This is a genomic window from Microbacterium sp. SORGH_AS_0969 (assembly GCF_030818255.1).
Taxonomy (GTDB): domain Bacteria; phylum Actinomycetota; class Actinomycetes; order Actinomycetales; family Microbacteriaceae; genus Microbacterium.
Window position 1 is genome coordinate 3,647,799 of the sequence record NZ_JAUTAG010000001.1, and the last position, 14,590, is coordinate 3,662,388.

Below are 14,590 nucleotides of genomic sequence, written 5' to 3' on the forward strand. Positions count from 1 at the left end.
CGGGATGCGCGTGCTGATCGTCGAGGACGAGCCCTATCTCGCCGAGGCGATCCGCGACGGACTCCGGTTGGAGGCGATCGCAGCGGACATCGCGGGCGACGGCGATTCCGCGCTCGAGCAGCTCGGCTACACCGCGTACGACGTCGTCGTCCTCGACCGCGACATCCCCGGACCCAACGGCGACGAGATCGCCCGCCACCTCGCCGTCCAACCGACCGCCCCGCGCGTGCTCATGCTCACCGCCGCCGACCGCCTCGACGACAAGGCCTCGGGGTTCGAGAGCGGTGCGGACGACTACCTGACCAAGCCGTTCGTCTTGAAGGAGCTCGTGCTGCGACTGCGTGCGCTCGCGCGGCGGCCCGCGACCGGGGCTCCCCCGATCCTCGAGCTCGACGGCATCCGTCTCGATCCGTTCCGGCGCGAGGTGTACCGCGACGGCCGATACGTCTCGCTGACCCGCAAGCAGTTCGCCGTGCTCGAGGTACTCATGTCCGCGGGCGGCGGCGTGGTGAGCGCCGAGGTCCTCCTCGAGCGCGCGTGGGACGAGAACGCCGACCCCTTCACCAATGCCGTCCGCATCACGATCTCGACGCTACGCAAGCGCCTCGGCGAGCCGTGGCTGATCCAGACCGTCGCCGGCGTCGGATACCGCATCGGTCCCACGGATGCGTGAACGTCCGCCCGGACTCTCGGTCCGGATCAAACTGACGCTCAGCTACGCAGTCTTCGTCGTGATCGTCGGGATCGCCCTGTTCACGGTGGGGTTCCTCGTCCTGCGGTTCCTGCCCGAGGGCACCCTCTACGCCACGAGCGGCCTCTTCACTCCCGCTCGCCGCGACCTCGCCGACGTCTTCGTGAAATACGCGTGGTTCACCGTCGCCGGGCTCGCCGTCATCGGCTTGGGCGGAGGCTGGATCGTCGCGGGTCTCATGCTCCGGCCGCTGACGCGCATCACCGACGCCGCGCGGGCGGTGCGCGACGGGAGCCTGGACCGTCGCGTGGACCTCCCCGGCCGGCGGGACGAGTTGACCGACCTCGCCGACACCTTCGACGCGATGCTCGCGCGCATCGCCGAGACCGTGCAGGAGCAGCGGCGTTTCGCCGCGAACGCCTCGCACGAGCTGCGCACGCCGCACGCGACGATGCGCACGATGCTCGAGGTGGCGAAGGCCGACCCCGCGAGCGTCGACGTCGAGCGGCTGATCGCCCGCCTCGACGACACGAACGAGCGGGCGATCCGGCTGACGGAGGCGATCCTCGCCCTCTCGCGCGCCTCGAGCGGCGGCGTGGTGGCGCGTACCGAGGTGGAGATCGACGCCCTCGCCGCCGAAGTGTGCGGCGAGCTCGCTCCGCTCGCGACGAGGACGTCCGCACGGCTGACCACGCGTATCGTGTCGCCCGCCGTCGCGATCGCGGACGAGACGCTCGCCCGCCAGATGCTCACGAACCTCGTGCACAACGCGATCGTCCACAGCACACCCGACGGCGAGCTTGCGCGCGAGGCGCAGATCGCCGTGCGGACGGACGCGCGCAGCGTCGTGATCGACGTCGCGAACACCGGCGCCGTGCTGTCCCGTGAAACGGTGGCCACGCTCCCCGAGCCGTTCGTTCGCGCGGCGGGGCGCGCCCGCCCCGCGGAAGGCGGCACGGGCCTCGGTCTCGCCATCGCCGTCGCGATCGTGCGCGTGCACGAGGGCTCGCTCGAGCTCTGGCCACGCGAGGGCGGCGGACTGCACGCGCGCGTGCGCCTGCCCCGGCCGACCGCTGTTCACGAGCGGTGACCCGTCTCGCGGGCGACTCCTCACCCGCGCGCTGCCATGTCCCCCGCGCGGACGGCCGCACGCGCCACCAACCGCGACACGATCACGATCACCGTGCCCACGCCCGCGCCGATGGTGTTGTGGAGAACGTCGTCGGCGTCGGGCACCCGACCCGGGATGAACGACTGAGCAGTCTCGACCGCGAGTGAGACGGCGGCCCCGAAGAGCACGGCGGCGGGTGCGAACCGCAGGGGAAGCAGCGCCGCCACCGCGATCCCGAGCGGCACGAACAGGGCGACGTTCATCACGACATCGCTGTCGTACGCCGGCGCGAAGCCGCCCCATCGCTCGGTCACGAGGAAGAACGCGTCGATCGCCCTCTCCTGGAACGGACGGATGAGCGCCCGCGGCGCGAGCGTGAGCGTCCCGACGACGGTGAGCGCTGCGGCGGCGACGAGGACACGGGCGGGGGTGAGGACCGGGGCGTTCGGCATGGAGTCTCCTGGGTGATCGGGCTCCCAGCCCACACGCCAAGGTGTTGCCGGCGCGTCTGCGCCTTCCGATACACGGACGATATGCCGCGCCCGGACGAGGACAATGGATGCCGTGACCTCCTCCCGCATCCACCCCGCGCTCGTCCTGCTCGTCGACGTCGTCTTCGTCGTCGTCTTCGCCGCGATCGGGCGCGCGACGCATGACGGCGACATCCTCGGACCGGGCGGATCGGGGCTGGCGACCACGACGTGGCCTTTCGTCGTCGCGTTGGGCCTGGGGTGGTTGATCAGCCGCGGGTGGCGCGCTCCCCTCGCTCCGGTGCGCACGGGACTCATCGTCTGGGTGGTGACCGTCGCCGTCGGCATGGTGCTGCGCGCGGTGAGCGGTCAGGGCGTCGCTGTCGCCTTCGTGATCGTCGCGGCGATCACGCTCGCGCTCTTCCTCGTGGGCTGGCGCGCGATCGCGCGGCTGGCGTCACGTCGCCGCCGGGCCGCCTGAGACGCGGAGCCACGCGCGGACGCGGGACTCAGTCCGCGAGCGAGACGTCGACCTGGATCTCCGCCGCCAGGCGCTCCAGCTCGTCGACGAGATCGTCGATCTCGACGCCCGCGACGAGCGTCACCGTGATGGACGCCTCGAACAGACGGCCGCCCGCCATCGCGGCATCCGTCGTCTGCGTCGACATGCGCTCGATGCCCACTCCGCGTGCGCTGAGGGCCGACGTGATCTCGCGCACGATGCCCGAGCGGTCGTTGCCGATGACGTCGAGGGTGACACTGTGCGGAGCGGATGCCGTGCCCTCGAGTGAACCGACGTGAACCGTGACCGCGAGGGTACCCGCCAGCCCCTCGAGGGCGGCGCGGAGGGCATCGGCCCGATCAGCGGCGATGGATACCTCGACGATGCCGGCGAAGGCTCCCGCGAGTTCGGCGAGCTCGCTGTTCTCCCAGTTGCCGCCGTGGGCGTCGACGATGTCGGCGACGGACGACACCAGGCCCGCGCGGTCGTCGCCGACGATGGTCAGAACGAGGGTGGTCATGGCCCCAGCGTAGCGAGCGGCCCCTGCTAGCGTGGGAGAGACGTCGAGAGGAGACCGCACGTGATCGCATCGCTGATCGCCCTGCTGAACCTGCTCCTCGCGACCGCCGAGCTCGCTCTCACGCCCGGTACCGGGGCTCCCCTGCTCGCCGTGGTCCTTGCCGCGGCCGTTGTCGCCACCGTCGCGATCGTCCTCGTCGTTCTGCCGGCTCTGCTCGCCGGCGCATCGCCGCGTGTTCCGCGGCCGATCGATCCCTCCGCTCCGCTCACGCAGAGCGACCCCGACGCAGCGGGGCACCCCCGCCCTCGAGCGCCGGGATTCGTGGCCCGCGCCGCCTAGCCCCCGCCCCCGCCGTCCCGTGACGGTGGCCGTGGCATCCGTTCCGGAGGGGCGGTGGCGCAGTGATCCCTCGATCACCGATCCCTCGATCACCGCCACGAACGGAACCCTCATGGACCTCTTCGCTCTGCCCCCACTCGCCTTTCTCCTCGATCTCACCACCCAAGGCCTGCTCTCCCTCACGGACGCTCTCACGCCCCTGGCCGGGGGTCTCGCCGCCGCTCTCGCCGTCGTGGCCGTCACCCTCGTCGTGCGGCTCATCCTCATCCCGGTGGGGATCTCCCAGGCCCGCGCCGAGCAGACGCGCGCCCGTCTGGCGCCGCGTCTGCGCGTGCTGCAGGAGCGCTGGCGCAAGAACCCCGAACGTCTCCAACGCGAGACGATGCAGCTCTACCGCGACGAGAACACCTCCCCCGCCGCCGGCTGCCTCCCGCTGCTCGCGCAGGCGCCGATCGTCGGGCTGCTCTACGCCGTCTTCCTGCACCCGACCGTCGCAGGGCACGCCAACACGCTCCTGACGCACGACTTGTTCGGCGTCCCCCTCGGGCGCAGTCTGATCGGGGCGTTGACCTCAGGAACGATGGATGCCACGACCCTCGTCGTCTTCGCCGGCATCGTCGTCGTGATCGCCGGCGTGGCCGAACTCACCCGACGGCTCCTGCGGCCGGCGACCGATCCGTCGTCGCCGGCGTGGATGACGGGAATGGTCGGAGTGCTGCAGTTCACCACCGCGGTCGTGGCGCTGTTCGTTCCCCTGGCGGCGGCGCTGTATCTCACCGTGACGACGGTGTGGACGCTCGGACAGCGGCTCCTGCTCCGGCGGCGCTACCCGCTGCCGGCGTGAAGCTCAGAGCGACCGGCCGTCCCACCGCGAGCTGCGCGAGGCGTTCGCCCAGGCCATGGCCAGCACCAGGAGGGCGGCCACCGCCGGGAAGAGCATCGCCGTCTCCACCGAGACCTGCTCGGCGACCGCACCGGTCACCGCCGACGAGAGTGCCTGCGCGAGCGTCAGCGCCGAGGCGAGGACGGTCATCGTCGAGGCCGTGCGTCCGCGCGGCGCGCGGTGCCCGGCGAGGCTGAAGAGCGTGACGAGCGAGGGGCCGACGCCGATCCCCATGAGACACAGCACGAGGGTGACGGTGGGGACGGAGCCGCCGACGGTGTACGCGCCCGCCGAGGCGGTGAGGATGCTCGCGAAGGCGACGAGACGCCAGCGCAGCGAGAAGCGCGCGGGAAGCACAGCGACGGCGAGGGCGAGCACCGCCGACCCGACGCCCATCACGCCGTACAGCAGGGCACCGGCCTCGGGCGCGCCCTGCGCCTCCATGAACGCCGTCAGCGAGGTGAGCGTCGAGCCGAAGAAGAGGCCCACGCCGAACACCGAGGCCACGAGCACGAGGAGCCGCGGATGCAGGAGCTCTCGCGCCGGTGCCATCGCCGCGCGCTCGGACCGCTCGGGCACCGCGCGGCCGGTCGGATGCAGGGCGAACGCCGTGACGAAGACGAAGCTCAGCACCGCCGCGCCCGCGATCGGCGCCCACGGCGCGATCAGTGCGGCGAGCAGCCCCACCACGAAGGGGCCGATGACGAACGCCGTCTCGTCCGCGGCCGACTCGTAAGCCATCGCGCGTGAGAAGGTGCGCTCGCGCCGCGTCGGATCCACCCGCTCGCCGATGAGCGCCATGACGCGACTGCGCGACATCGCCGCGGTCTGCGGACCGGTGAGCCCGATCGCCGCGGCCGAAGCCAGCAGCAGTGCGTCCGAGTCCGACGCGGCGACCACCAGCGGGAAGAGCGAGAGCAGGATGCCGTTGGCCAGGCCCACCGGCACCAGCACGCGCCGCTGCCCGAAACGGTCGGCGAGATCGCCCAGGACGGGTCCCGCGACGACGACACCGAGGCCCACCGCCGCCGAGGTGAGGCCACCGAGCGCCACCGACCCGCGGACAGCGACGACGAGCGCCAGGACGCCCACCGTCATCATCGCGAACGGAAGTCGGGCCACGAACGCCACGGGGAAGTACGACAGGCCCGTGTGGTGGATCAGCGATCGGTGGGTGGTGGCGGGCAGAGTCATAGAGCGGTCTCCGGGGGCGAGGGAACGTGCCGCCTTGCCGAGCCGGTAGGTAGGTGCACTGCGTGCGGCGGGCGAACCCGCCGACCCATTCTACCGAAGCGTCAGGAGACGAGCGCGGCGATCGCCGCGATCAGCGACGCGAGGGCCAACACCAGCGCCAGGCCGATGAGCACCGTGTGCACGATCAGGAACGGCGTCGCCTTGCCCGCGGCGTTCTTCGCGCGCGGGTCCTTCGCGACCCGCAGGTAGAACCGCGGCCACACGACCGCGTTGAACACGGCGTTGGCGAACAGCAGCGCGATGAGGACCGGTTCCATCCCCCCAGCCTACGTTCCGCCCGCGCGCGTCACGTCGCACACGAGATGCATCGCCGGGCGAACGGCCGCGCCTCCAACCGCGCGTCGCCGATCGCACGGCCGCAGTTCTCGCACACCCCGTAGGTCCCGGATGCCACGCGCTCCCGCGCCGCGTCGATCTCGCGCCTCTCCGCCTCGGCGCCCCGGCGCAGAGCGTCGACCTGCGCCCACTCGCCCGACAGCGTCGACCCCTCGGGGTCGTGCTCGTCGTCGGCCGTGGCATCCGCTCGGTCGTGTCGAAGGCTCTCCTCGTCTTCGCGCAAGCGCGAGAGCCGATGGTCGACCTCGCGCCGCCGTTCATCGAGCATCCGCTCGGCCCGTGCGGCATCCATCCCTCGACGCTAGCCCCCACGTCCGACATCGGCTCTGCGGCAGGATCGGGGCCATGAGCGAGCTTCGACGTCACTGGACTCCGACCGCTGTGCTGTTCCTCGTCCTGGCCATCGGGGGGCTCGCGAGCACATGGACCTTCAACGCCCTCGCGATCGTGCAGATGAGGGACTTCCTCGGCGACCTCGTCTCGAGCGGGCCCGCGGTGTCGTCGATCACGGTCGACCTGCTCGTCGTGGCGGTGGCCGGGAGCGTCTTCATCATCGTCGAGGCGCGCCGTATCGCGATGCGATTCGCATGGATCTACGTCGTGCTCTCCGGCCTCACGGCGTTCGCCTTCACGTTCCCGCTGTTCCTCGCGATGCGGCAGCGCCACCTGACCGCACGGAGTCATGCCGCCGATCCGGCGTGAGGTGCCGATGATCACGGCACCTCACGTCGTCGGGTCAGCGTGCGGCGAGGCCCGTGCGAAGGCCGTCGACCAGCGGCGTGGTCGGGCGACCGATGAGGCGCGACAGCGTCCCGTCGGTCTGCTCCAGCGCACCGCGAGCGATCGCGTCGTCGATGCCCGCGACGAAGGCGGCGGTGCCGGCATCCAGTCCCGCGGCCTCGAGACCGGCCGCGAGCTGCTCGACCGTGACGGCCCTGTAGGCGACGGGGCGTCCGACGACCTCCGAGGCCGCCGCCGCGAGCTCGTCGTAGGTCCATGCGACGTCTCCGCCCAGTTCGAGCGTCTGCCCGCGCAGGTCGTCACCGGTGAGGGCGATCGCGGCCGCCTCGGCGTAGTCACGACGACTCGCGCTGGCCACACGGGCATCGCCGACCGCGGCGACGATCTCACCGGTCTCGGCGGCGCGTGCCACGGTGTCGAGGTAGTTCTCGGTGTACCAATTGTTCCGCAGGATCGTGGCGTCCAGTCCCGAGGCGGCGATGAGCGCCTCGGTGGCCTTGTGGTCGGCGCCGAGCGCGTAGTCGATGACGTCGTTCCGCGGCGCGCTCGTGTAGACGAGACGCTCGACGCCCGCGGCGCGCGCGGCGTCCACGACGTTGCCATGACCTGCGACGCGGTCGGCGTCGGTGCCCGAGATCAGCAGGACGCGGCTGACCCCGTCGAAAGCGGGAGCGAGGGTTTCCGGACGCGAGTAGTCGAACTCGACGACGCGGATGCCGCGCTCGGCAAGATCGCTCGCCTTGGCGGGGGTGCGGACACCGGCGACGATGTCGGATGCCGCGGCGCCGCGCTCGAGCAGAGCATCGACGACGAGACGGCCGAGGTGTCCGGAAGCGGCGGTGACGAGGAGAGTCATGGGAGTGTCCTTTCGATCGGTACGCCGACCTCAACGCGACGCGCCCGGGTGCATTCCGGAATGCCGGTACCCACTTTCTGGTTAGGTACTCACATGAGCGTGAGTCTTGCGGAAATCCGCGCGGAGCATCCCGAGGTTTTTGCCGATGGGTGCCCGACGCGCACGGTGCTCGACCATGTCATGGGCAAGTGGGGCATCCTCGTGCTCATGGCTCTGTCCGACGGCACGCAGCGCTGGGGCGTTCTGCGGCGGAACGTGTCGGGGATCAGCGAAAAGATGCTCGCGAGCACCCTCAAGACCTTCGAGGCCGACGGGCTCGTCGTGCGCACCGCTTATCCCGAGGTCCCGCCGCGGGTGGAGTACGGACTGACCGACCGCGGCCGCGACCTCATGACGTTCGTCCTCCCCCTCCTGGGGTGGGTGGCCGAGAACGCTCCGGCCATCGTGGCCCGACCGGAGTGACCGTGCTCTCGATCCCCTCCCGACTCATGCGCGAGAGCCTGTCGTTCCGGACGAAACGCCGGGCGCCGTTCCTGCAGGTGGCGAAGTCCGCGATCGCCACTGTCGCCGCGTGGCTCGTCGCGGGGTGGCTTGTCCAGGGGCCGCCGCCGATCTTCGCCGCGATCGCCGCGCTGCTCGTCGTCCAGCCCAGCATCAATCAGTCACTCACGCGCGCCGTCGAACGCAGCGTCGGCGTGGTCGTCGGTGTCGTGATCGCCTCGCTCCTGGGCATTGCGCTCGGCAGCCCCACCTGGGTGATCCTCCTCTCGGCCGGCATGGCGCTGGTGATCGCCTGGGCGCTGCGCATGTCCCCCGGGGCGACCAACCAGGTGGCGATCAGCGCCCTCCTCGTCCTGGCGCTGGGCACGGCGACGCCCAATTACGCCCTCGACCGGGTGCTCGAGACGCTGATCGGTGCGCTGGTCGGCATCGTCGTGAACGTCGCCCTGGTCCCCCCGGTGCTCGTCCCGCCGGCGCGCGAGAAGCTCGAGGTCCTCGGCCGGGAGCTCGCGGCGGCCCTGGAGCGTCTCGCGAAAGCGCTCGAAGCGCCGCAGACGCCGGCATCCCTGGAGGAACTCCTTCTCGAAGCGCGCTTGCTGCGCCCCGTTCGGGATGCCGCGGCCGCAGCGATCGAGGACGGAGCCGACTCGCTCTCTCTCAACCCCCGGAGCAGTCGCCACCGCAGGGATCTGTTGGCGATGCAGGGCCTTCTGGACCGCTTCACGCCCGTCGTGACGCAGACGATCGGCATGACCCGGGCCGTCTACGACGGCTACGACGAGACGATCGCCGAAGAACCCTCGGTCCGCGCCATCGCCGAGCAGCTGCATCGCGCGGCGCACGACGTCCGTCGCTCCTTCGCGGTCGACACGGGCGCCGACCTTCCGATCGCCGCCGAGGAGCCGGCCCTCACCCGACCGCTGCAGATCCGCGCGCCCTCGGCCGCGCACTGGGTTCTGGTGGGGTCGCTCCTCATGGACCTGCACCGCGTGCACGAGACGCTCCGCGACGACGAAACCTGATCGGCGAGTTCGCCGCCGGCGACCCCAACGCTCTCGAGCCCTGGTTGACTGGGGCGATGGGTACCGCGATGTTCCCTCTCGGGGCCGTCCTCTTTCCGCACACTCCCCTGGCGTTGCGGATCTTCGAGGAGCGCTACCTCGTCATGCTCGGCCGACTCCTCGACGAGTCCGACCCGGCGTTCGGCGTGGTGCTCATCGAGCGCGGCACCGAGACCGGCGGCGGCGACCAGCGATTCGCGATCGGCACCATGGCGCGTCTGAGCCACGTCCTCCCCGAAGCCGACCAACTCCAGATCGTCGCCCGCGGCACCGAACGCTTCGAGATCGTCGCGTGGCTCGACGACGACCCCTACCCGCGCGCCGACCTCCGCCCCCTCCCCGACCTCGAGTGGAACGACGCCCTCACCCCCCTGCTCGACGAGGCCGAGCGCATCGTGCGGCGCGTGCTCGGGCGGGCGGCCCAGTTCGGCGGGAGCCGGTGGGATCCCGAGGTCGAACTGTCCGAGGAGCCGCTCGAGCGGACATGGCAGCTCGCGGCGATCGCTCCCCTGGGTGAGCTCGACCAGATCGAGCTGCTGCGCTCCGCCACCGCGGGAGGCCTGCTCCGCGCCACGATCGACCTCACGCTCGCCGCGGAACCACTGCTGAGCGAGCCCATCCCCGACGGCGTCATCGTGATCGACGACGACACCGACGGGGGAGAGGACTGAGGACCGACCGCTACTTCGTGCCGGCCTCGGTGTCGGCGGAGGGATCCTTGACGATCGCCTCCGCGATGAGCGTGTCGCCCGCACCGAACCGGATGAAGCGACCGATGGTCGCGGACTGCACGAGGACGGCCGCGGCGACCGCGGCGACATCCGCACGCCCGACCTCGGCGGACCCTCGCGGCGCCGTGGTGATGCGTCCGGTGGGCGGGTCGAGCGTCAGCGTGCCGGGGCCGAGGATCGTCCAATCCAGATCGCTCGCGCGCAGGTAGTCGTCCGCGGCGAGCTTGGCGTCGGCGTAGGCGAAGAACGCGTCGTCGGGCGAGATGCCGTGATCGGGCACGGAGCCAATCCACGACACCATGACGAAACGCCGGACTCCGGCCGCACCTGCCGCGTCGACCGCCCGCTGCGCGGCATCCCGATCGACCGCGTAGGTCCGGTCGGCGTCGCCGCCCCCGGCACCCGCCGACCAGACGATCGCGTCGGCTCCGGCGAAGGCCTTCGCGAGGGCCTCGACATCGGCGTCCTCGACGTCGAGGACGAGAGGCGTTCCGCCCGCCTTCTCGACATCCGCCGATTGGTCGGGATTGCGGATGATGGACACCGCTTCGTCTCCGCGCTCGGACAGGAGCCCCGCCAGGTGCAGGGCGACCTTGCCGTGGCCGCCGATGATCACGATGCGTTCCATGTCACTGTCCTCCGACCTTCTCGACCGACATCTTCAGGATCACGCGATTCGCCTTGTCGGCCGGTGCCTGCTGTTCGGGATTGCCGTAGCGCTGGCCGAGCCGCACGTAGAAGAGGCCTTCCGGGTCGGCTTCCTCGTCGACCAGACGGCCGCGCACCTCGATGTAGCGGTACGGCTCCGCGGGGTCATAGACCATGAAGCTCATCGAGGGATTTCGCTGCAGGTTGCGGTACTTCTGCCGCGTCACCGTGTGCGTGAACAGGATGTGCTCGCCGTCGAACTCGAACCACATCGGGTTCACCTGCACCGTGCCGTCGGGGCGGACCGTGCCGAGCGCGCCGTAGTACGGCCCCTCGAGCAGGTCGCGCAATCTTTCCGGGATCATGCGGCTCCTCTCATCGAGCGATCGGGTCGACCCTACGCGTGGCCTCCGACACGCCGCCGCGGGGTTGACGGCCTCATGTCACGTCGCCGTCCACGTACACCCACCGCCCACCTCGGCGGACGAACCGGCTGCGCTCGGACATCACCTGCCGTTCGGTGCCGCGGCGCCACGCCGCGTGGAACACGACGACGGCGGTGTCGTCGCGCTCGTCCGCTTCGTCGATCGAGAGCCCCTCCCAGACGGTGTCGCCGTCCAGCTCGAGGTCGTCGGGACGGGTTCGCGGATGCCACGACCGCACGAGATGCGTGAGATCACCGACGACGTAGGCGGTGTAGCGGGAGCGCATCAGCCGCTCCGCCGACGGCGCCGCGGCCCCGTCGAGGATCGGGCCGCAGCACCGGCCGAACTCACCTCCCCCGCACGGGCAAGCCGAGGTCGACGACGGGCGCACGCGAGAGGAGCCGAACGACATCCCGCCACTCTAGGTCGAGTCGGCGCACGGACTTTCCACAGCGGTCGCCGCAACTCCCCCGGCCTTCATACGATGGAGCGGGGAGGCGACATGACGAATCACACCGCGAACGGCGGGCGACCGCCGTTCGCCGCGTACGGTCCGGCGTCCGCCGGTTACGGTCCGAGCGCTCCCGCTATCGCGCCTCCCGTTGCTGTCCCCTCCGCCGCCGGCGCACCCGCTGCGTGGCCCGGCCCGGCCGTTCTCGCGCGTGGCTCCGCCTCGACCACGGGTCCCGGAGGAGCACGGCCTCCACGGCGCGGACTCGGCATCGCCGCCCTCGTGATCGCGTGCGTGGGAACGATCGCCGCCTTCACGGCCTCGCCTGTCTCCTGGCTGCTGTTGGTCACTGCCCTCGTGCTCGCGATCGTCCACCTGGCACGCCGGAGCGGCGCCCAGGTCCCCGCGGTGATCGCGATCGTGATCGTCGGTTTCGGCGTCTTCATCGCCCTGATCGCCGCGGTCGTGTCCGGTTTCACCTCCGCGGGCTCGGGCGTCGACTCCGCTCCGGATCCCGAGACCGACACGTACACGCTCGCGCAGCGGCTTTCCCTCCCGCCCGGCCGCGGATCCGAGTCCGAACTGGCGTGGGGCACGGCCCAGACCGTCATCGACTCCGACACCGGCGACGACGTGTGGTCGATTCGCACCCTCGCGCCGATCGACATCACCTCCGAGACGGCCACCGCCAGTCCCGCTCCGTTCTCGGCATCCGGTTCACTCGTCGCGACCCCGGTCGAGATCACCAACCTCACCGATGAGACCATCGACTCCGACGCGTGGCAGCTGCGGTTCTCGACGAGCTACCGCCTCTCCGACGGCACCTACGCGGACGCGGCCTACGACCCGGCGGTGACCGACCTATATCCCAGCCGGTACGACATCACCGACGTCGCTCCCGGCGCCACCGTCACCTTCTACGTCGTTCACGACGGCTCCATCGCCGAGGCCGACGAGGGCAGCGTCGAGGTCGGGCTCTACTCCGGTGACATCATCACGTGGACGGCGACCGGCGGCTGAGGCCACCCCGTGTCAGGATGAACGCCGTGACCGACCGCCTCATGCTCCTCGACACCGCGTCCCTCTACTTCCGCGCGTTCTACGGGGTGCCCGACAAAGTCCGCGCCGCGGACGGCACCTCCGTCAACGCGGTGCGGGGCCTCCTCGACATGATCGCGAAGCTCGTCACGACGTACCACCCGACCCGCCTCGTCGCGTGCTGGGACGACGACTGGCGACCCGCGTGGCGCGTCGACCTCCTCCCGAGCTACAAGGCGCACCGTGTCGTCGAGGCGGTCGCCTCGGGTCCCGATCGAGAAGAGGCCCCCGACCCTCTCGTCGCCCAGATCCCCCTCATCCGCGAAGCGCTCGCCGTTCTCGGCATCCCCGTGGTGGGAGCGGCCGAGCACGAGGCCGACGACGTCATCGGCACGCTCGCGACCATCGCCGAGGTGCCGGTCGACATCGTGACCGGCGACCGCGACCTCTTCCAGCTCATCGACGACGAGCGCGACGTGCGCATCGTCTACACCGCTCGCGGCATGAGCAACCTCGAGGTCGTCGACGACGCCGCGGTGTTCGCCAAGTACGGCATCCACGCGGCCCAGTACGCCGACTTCGCGGTCCTGCGGGGCGATCCCTCGGACGGTCTGCCCGGCGTCGCCGGCATCGGCGAGAAGTCGGCCGCGGCTCTGCTCACCGCCCACACCGACCTCGCGGGCATCGTCGCGGCCGCCGAAGCCGGCACGGGCGGGACTCCGGCGCAGCGCGCCAAGATCCTCGCGGCGGTCGAGTACCTGGCCGTGGCACCCACGGTGGTACGCGTCGCGCTCGACCTCGACCTCGGGGTCATCGACGACGCCCTTCGCCCGCGCGACGACGAGCGCACCGCTGCCGCCGAGGCCCTCGCCGAGCGGTGGAACCTCGGCTCGTCGATGACGCGCGCCCTGGCGGCTCTGCCGGCGTGACGACGCCCCGCGTGCCGCGCACCCCCGCATAAACGCGATTCACTCACGAAAACACGAGGACAGCGCGTTCCTGTGCGCCGATCGCGTTTATGCGAGCGTCGGCGCGGTCATCTCTCCCGCTCGAGCCACGACCGCAGTCGCTCGAGCGACCACGTCGTGACGATGCGGTCGTGAGGCACCCCCGAGGCCTCGGCGCGCGCGGCACCGTAGTCGAGCAGTGACAACTGCCCGGGCGCGTGCGCATCCGAGTCGATCGAGAACAGGCATCCCTCGTCCAGGGCGATCGCGATCAGCTCGTCCGGCGGGTCCTGACGCTCCGGACGCGAGTTGATCTCGACCGCCACGCCCGAGTCCGCACACGCGGCGAAGACGGCGCGAGCGTCGAACTCCGACGGCGGGCGCGTCCCGCGTGCGCCCTCGACGAGACGCCCCGTCACATGACCGAGCACGTCCACCCGCGGATCGCTCGCCGCCGCGACGAGCCGACGCGTCATGGGCTCGCGCTCCATGCGGAGCTTGGAATGAGCGGATGCCACGACCACATCGAGCTCGCGCAGAAGCGCATCCTCCTGGTCGAGGTCACCGTCGTCGAGGATGTCGACCTCGATTCCCGACAGCAGCGTGAATCCCCCGCCGCTCATCCCCCGCACGACCTCGAGCTGTCGGCGCAGTCGCTCGGGAGACAGCCCGTTCGCGACGGTCAGGCGTGGTGAGTGGTCGGTCAGGGCCAGGTACTCGTGTCCGAGCGCGCGACCCGCCTCCACCATCGCCTCGATCGGCGTCACCCCGTCCGACCACTCGCTGTGGCTGTGCAGGTCGCCTCGCAGCGCGGCACGGAGTTCTTCACCGCCGACGGCACCCGCGGTCGCCCGCAGCGCCGCGAGGCGTTCGGGAACCTCCCCGGCCAGAGCCTGCTGGATGACCGCGAACGTGGAGTCGCCGATCCCGGGCCTCCGCCGGAGCCCCGGGTCGCGCAGCTCCGCGTCGCTGAGGCCGTCGATCGCCCCGGCCGCGGTCCGGAACGCCTTCGACTTGTATCGCGACGCACGCTCCCTCTCGAGCAGGTACGCGATCTCGTTCAGCGCGTCCAGCGGCCGCATGGG

At 71.1% G+C, this 14,590-nt stretch carries 21 protein-coding genes; 11 read left to right on the forward strand and 10 right to left on the reverse strand.

Annotation, left to right across the window (positions count from 1 at the left end; all coding sequences use genetic code 11):
- Positions 1 to 4 precede the first annotated feature (4 nt).
- Together QE388_RS17110 and QE388_RS17115 are read left to right on the forward strand one after the other, a co-directional pair.
- A complete protein-coding gene (locus QE388_RS17110) occupies positions 5 to 673 on the forward strand; it encodes a response regulator transcription factor (RefSeq protein WP_307386685.1) in 669 nt (222 codons plus the stop codon).
- On the forward strand, positions 666 to 1,781 hold the full coding sequence (locus tag QE388_RS17115) for a HAMP domain-containing sensor histidine kinase (protein ID WP_307386687.1): 1,116 nt from the start codon (positions 666 to 668) through the stop codon (positions 1,779 to 1,781). The genes QE388_RS17110 and QE388_RS17115 overlap by 8 nt, the downstream gene beginning before the upstream one ends.
- Before the next feature lie 20 nt (positions 1,782 to 1,801).
- On the opposite strand, the gene QE388_RS17120 is transcribed toward QE388_RS17115, so the two are convergent.
- Positions 1,802 to 2,254 carry a VanZ family protein gene (locus tag QE388_RS17120; RefSeq protein WP_307386688.1) on the reverse strand — a complete coding sequence of 151 codons (453 nt, stop codon included), beginning with the start codon at positions 2,252 to 2,254 and terminating at the stop codon, positions 1,802 to 1,804.
- 103 nt (positions 2,255 to 2,357) lie between these two features.
- On the opposite strand from QE388_RS17120, the gene QE388_RS17125 reads away from it, so the two are divergent.
- A complete protein-coding gene (locus tag QE388_RS17125) occupies positions 2,358 to 2,753 on the forward strand; it encodes a DUF3054 domain-containing protein (protein ID WP_307386689.1) in 396 nt (131 codons plus the stop codon).
- A gap of 28 nt (positions 2,754 to 2,781) precedes the next feature.
- Here QE388_RS17125 and QE388_RS17130 read toward each other — a convergent pair whose 3' ends face one another.
- On the reverse strand, positions 2,782 to 3,294 hold the full coding sequence (locus QE388_RS17130) for a glycine cleavage system protein R (RefSeq protein WP_307386690.1): 513 nt from the start codon (positions 3,292 to 3,294) through the stop codon (positions 2,782 to 2,784).
- A gap of 60 nt (positions 3,295 to 3,354) precedes the next feature.
- Here QE388_RS17130 and QE388_RS17135 point away from each other — a divergent pair, with 60 nt between their 5' ends.
- Both QE388_RS17135 and QE388_RS17140 read left to right on the forward strand, forming a co-directional pair.
- Positions 3,355 to 3,633: a DUF6412 domain-containing protein gene (locus QE388_RS17135; RefSeq protein WP_275796998.1), complete on the forward strand. Its 279-nt coding sequence runs from the start codon at positions 3,355 to 3,357 to the stop codon at positions 3,631 to 3,633.
- A gap of 112 nt (positions 3,634 to 3,745) precedes the next feature.
- Complete coding sequence (locus QE388_RS17140) at positions 3,746 to 4,477, forward strand: membrane protein insertase YidC (protein WP_275797025.1); 732 nt, start codon at positions 3,746 to 3,748, stop codon at positions 4,475 to 4,477.
- 3 nt (positions 4,478 to 4,480) lie between these two features.
- On the opposite strand, the gene QE388_RS17145 is transcribed toward QE388_RS17140, so the two are convergent.
- The 3 genes from QE388_RS17145 to QE388_RS17155 all read right to left on the reverse strand — a co-directional run bounded on the left by QE388_RS17145 (position 4,481) and on the right by QE388_RS17155 (position 6,398).
- A complete protein-coding gene (locus QE388_RS17145) occupies positions 4,481 to 5,710 on the reverse strand; it encodes an MFS transporter (protein WP_275796996.1) in 1,230 nt (409 codons plus the stop codon).
- Positions 5,711 to 5,811: 101 nt separating this feature from the next.
- Entirely contained in the window at positions 5,812 to 6,027 is a 216-nt protein-coding gene (locus tag QE388_RS17150; protein WP_275796994.1) for an SCO4848 family membrane protein, read from the reverse strand.
- A 29-nt stretch (positions 6,028 to 6,056) separates the two neighbouring features.
- The gene (locus QE388_RS17155; protein WP_275796992.1) at positions 6,057 to 6,398 is read right to left on the reverse strand and encodes a TraR/DksA C4-type zinc finger protein; all 342 of its coding nucleotides are present in this window, start codon (positions 6,396 to 6,398) and stop codon (positions 6,057 to 6,059) included.
- A gap of 53 nt (positions 6,399 to 6,451) precedes the next feature.
- Here QE388_RS17155 and QE388_RS17160 point away from each other — a divergent pair, with 53 nt between their 5' ends.
- Positions 6,452 to 6,808: a DUF2834 domain-containing protein gene (locus QE388_RS17160; RefSeq protein ID WP_307386693.1), complete on the forward strand. Its 357-nt coding sequence runs from the start codon at positions 6,452 to 6,454 to the stop codon at positions 6,806 to 6,808.
- A 34-nt stretch (positions 6,809 to 6,842) separates the two neighbouring features.
- Here QE388_RS17160 and QE388_RS17165 read toward each other — a convergent pair whose 3' ends face one another.
- A complete protein-coding gene (locus QE388_RS17165; protein ID WP_307386695.1) occupies positions 6,843 to 7,703 on the reverse strand; it encodes an SDR family oxidoreductase in 861 nt (286 codons plus the stop codon).
- A gap of 93 nt (positions 7,704 to 7,796) precedes the next feature.
- Between QE388_RS17165 and QE388_RS17170 the strand changes: the two genes are divergently transcribed.
- The 3 genes from QE388_RS17170 to QE388_RS17180 are packed head-to-tail and all read left to right on the forward strand — an operon-like array spanning position 7,797 to position 9,936.
- On the forward strand, positions 7,797 to 8,165 hold the full coding sequence (locus tag QE388_RS17170) for a helix-turn-helix domain-containing protein (RefSeq protein WP_275796986.1): 369 nt from the start codon (positions 7,797 to 7,799) through the stop codon (positions 8,163 to 8,165).
- Positions 8,162 to 9,226 carry an aromatic acid exporter family protein gene (locus QE388_RS17175; RefSeq protein ID WP_307386697.1) on the forward strand — a complete coding sequence of 355 codons (1,065 nt, stop codon included), beginning with the start codon at positions 8,162 to 8,164 and terminating at the stop codon, positions 9,224 to 9,226. Before QE388_RS17170 ends, QE388_RS17175 begins: the two co-directional genes overlap by 4 nt.
- 56 nt (positions 9,227 to 9,282) lie before the next feature.
- Entirely contained in the window at positions 9,283 to 9,936 is a 654-nt protein-coding gene (locus QE388_RS17180; RefSeq protein ID WP_307386699.1) for an LON peptidase substrate-binding domain-containing protein, read from the forward strand.
- Between the two features lie 10 nt (positions 9,937 to 9,946).
- On the opposite strand, the gene QE388_RS17185 is transcribed toward QE388_RS17180, so the two are convergent.
- The 3 genes from QE388_RS17185 to QE388_RS17195 all read right to left on the reverse strand — a co-directional run bounded on the left by QE388_RS17185 (position 9,947) and on the right by QE388_RS17195 (position 11,481).
- Positions 9,947 to 10,624, reverse strand: coding sequence for an NAD(P)H-binding protein (locus tag QE388_RS17185; RefSeq protein WP_307386701.1), 678 nt, complete (start codon positions 10,622 to 10,624; stop codon positions 9,947 to 9,949).
- 1 nt (position 10,625) lies between these two features.
- The gene (locus QE388_RS17190; RefSeq protein ID WP_275796980.1) at positions 10,626 to 11,009 is read right to left on the reverse strand and encodes a PPOX class F420-dependent oxidoreductase; all 384 of its coding nucleotides are present in this window, start codon (positions 11,007 to 11,009) and stop codon (positions 10,626 to 10,628) included.
- 73 nt (positions 11,010 to 11,082) lie between these two features.
- Positions 11,083 to 11,481 carry a YchJ family protein gene (locus QE388_RS17195; RefSeq protein ID WP_307386704.1) on the reverse strand — a complete coding sequence of 133 codons (399 nt, stop codon included), beginning with the start codon at positions 11,479 to 11,481 and terminating at the stop codon, positions 11,083 to 11,085.
- A gap of 90 nt (positions 11,482 to 11,571) precedes the next feature.
- Between QE388_RS17195 and QE388_RS17200 the strand changes: the two genes are divergently transcribed.
- Together QE388_RS17200 and QE388_RS17205 are read left to right on the forward strand one after the other, a co-directional pair.
- A complete protein-coding gene (locus QE388_RS17200) occupies positions 11,572 to 12,540 on the forward strand; it encodes a hypothetical protein (protein WP_307386705.1) in 969 nt (322 codons plus the stop codon).
- Positions 12,541 to 12,566: 26 nt separating this feature from the next.
- Entirely contained in the window at positions 12,567 to 13,487 is a 921-nt protein-coding gene (locus tag QE388_RS17205; protein WP_307386707.1) for a 5'-3' exonuclease, read from the forward strand.
- A gap of 107 nt (positions 13,488 to 13,594) precedes the next feature.
- Here the strand turns inward: QE388_RS17205 and QE388_RS17210 are convergent, their stop codons facing one another.
- Positions 13,595 to 14,587: a PHP domain-containing protein gene (locus QE388_RS17210; RefSeq protein ID WP_307386709.1), complete on the reverse strand. Its 993-nt coding sequence runs from the start codon at positions 14,585 to 14,587 to the stop codon at positions 13,595 to 13,597.
- Positions 14,588 to 14,590: the final 3 nt, after the last annotated feature.

Bases quoted from the DNA above. Each gene is read 5' to 3' on its own strand.
- QE388_RS17110 (WP_307386685.1), top strand. From the start codon at position 5: ATGCGCGTGCTGATCGTCGAGGACGAGCCCTATCTCGCCGAGGCGATC.
- QE388_RS17115 (WP_307386687.1), top strand. From the start codon at position 666: ATGCGTGAACGTCCGCCCGGACTCTCGGTCCGGATCAAACTGACGCTC.
- QE388_RS17120 (WP_307386688.1), bottom strand. From the start codon at position 2,254: ATGCCGAACGCCCCGGTCCTCACCCCCGCCCGTGTCCTCGTCGCCGCC.
- QE388_RS17125 (WP_307386689.1), top strand. From the start codon at position 2,358: ATGGATGCCGTGACCTCCTCCCGCATCCACCCCGCGCTCGTCCTGCTC.
- QE388_RS17130 (WP_307386690.1), bottom strand. From the start codon at position 3,294: ATGACCACCCTCGTTCTGACCATCGTCGGCGACGACCGCGCGGGCCTG.
- QE388_RS17140 (WP_275797025.1), top strand. From the start codon at position 3,746: ATGGACCTCTTCGCTCTGCCCCCACTCGCCTTTCTCCTCGATCTCACC.
- QE388_RS17145 (WP_275796996.1), bottom strand. From the start codon at position 5,710: ATGACTCTGCCCGCCACCACCCACCGATCGCTGATCCACCACACGGGC.
- QE388_RS17150 (WP_275796994.1), bottom strand. From the start codon at position 6,027: ATGGAACCGGTCCTCATCGCGCTGCTGTTCGCCAACGCCGTGTTCAAC.
- QE388_RS17155 (WP_275796992.1), bottom strand. From the start codon at position 6,398: ATGGATGCCGCACGGGCCGAGCGGATGCTCGATGAACGGCGGCGCGAG.
- QE388_RS17160 (WP_307386693.1), top strand. From the start codon at position 6,452: ATGAGCGAGCTTCGACGTCACTGGACTCCGACCGCTGTGCTGTTCCTC.
- QE388_RS17165 (WP_307386695.1), bottom strand. From the start codon at position 7,703: ATGACTCTCCTCGTCACCGCCGCTTCCGGACACCTCGGCCGTCTCGTC.
- QE388_RS17170 (WP_275796986.1), top strand. From the start codon at position 7,797: ATGAGCGTGAGTCTTGCGGAAATCCGCGCGGAGCATCCCGAGGTTTTT.
- QE388_RS17180 (WP_307386699.1), top strand. From the start codon at position 9,283: ATGGGTACCGCGATGTTCCCTCTCGGGGCCGTCCTCTTTCCGCACACT.
- QE388_RS17185 (WP_307386701.1), bottom strand. From the start codon at position 10,624: ATGGAACGCATCGTGATCATCGGCGGCCACGGCAAGGTCGCCCTGCAC.
- QE388_RS17190 (WP_275796980.1), bottom strand. From the start codon at position 11,009: ATGATCCCGGAAAGATTGCGCGACCTGCTCGAGGGGCCGTACTACGGC.
- QE388_RS17195 (WP_307386704.1), bottom strand. From the start codon at position 11,481: ATGTCGTTCGGCTCCTCTCGCGTGCGCCCGTCGTCGACCTCGGCTTGC.
- QE388_RS17200 (WP_307386705.1), top strand. From the start codon at position 11,572: ATGACGAATCACACCGCGAACGGCGGGCGACCGCCGTTCGCCGCGTAC.
- QE388_RS17210 (WP_307386709.1), bottom strand. From the start codon at position 14,587: ATGCGGCCGCTGGACGCGCTGAACGAGATCGCGTACCTGCTCGAGAGG.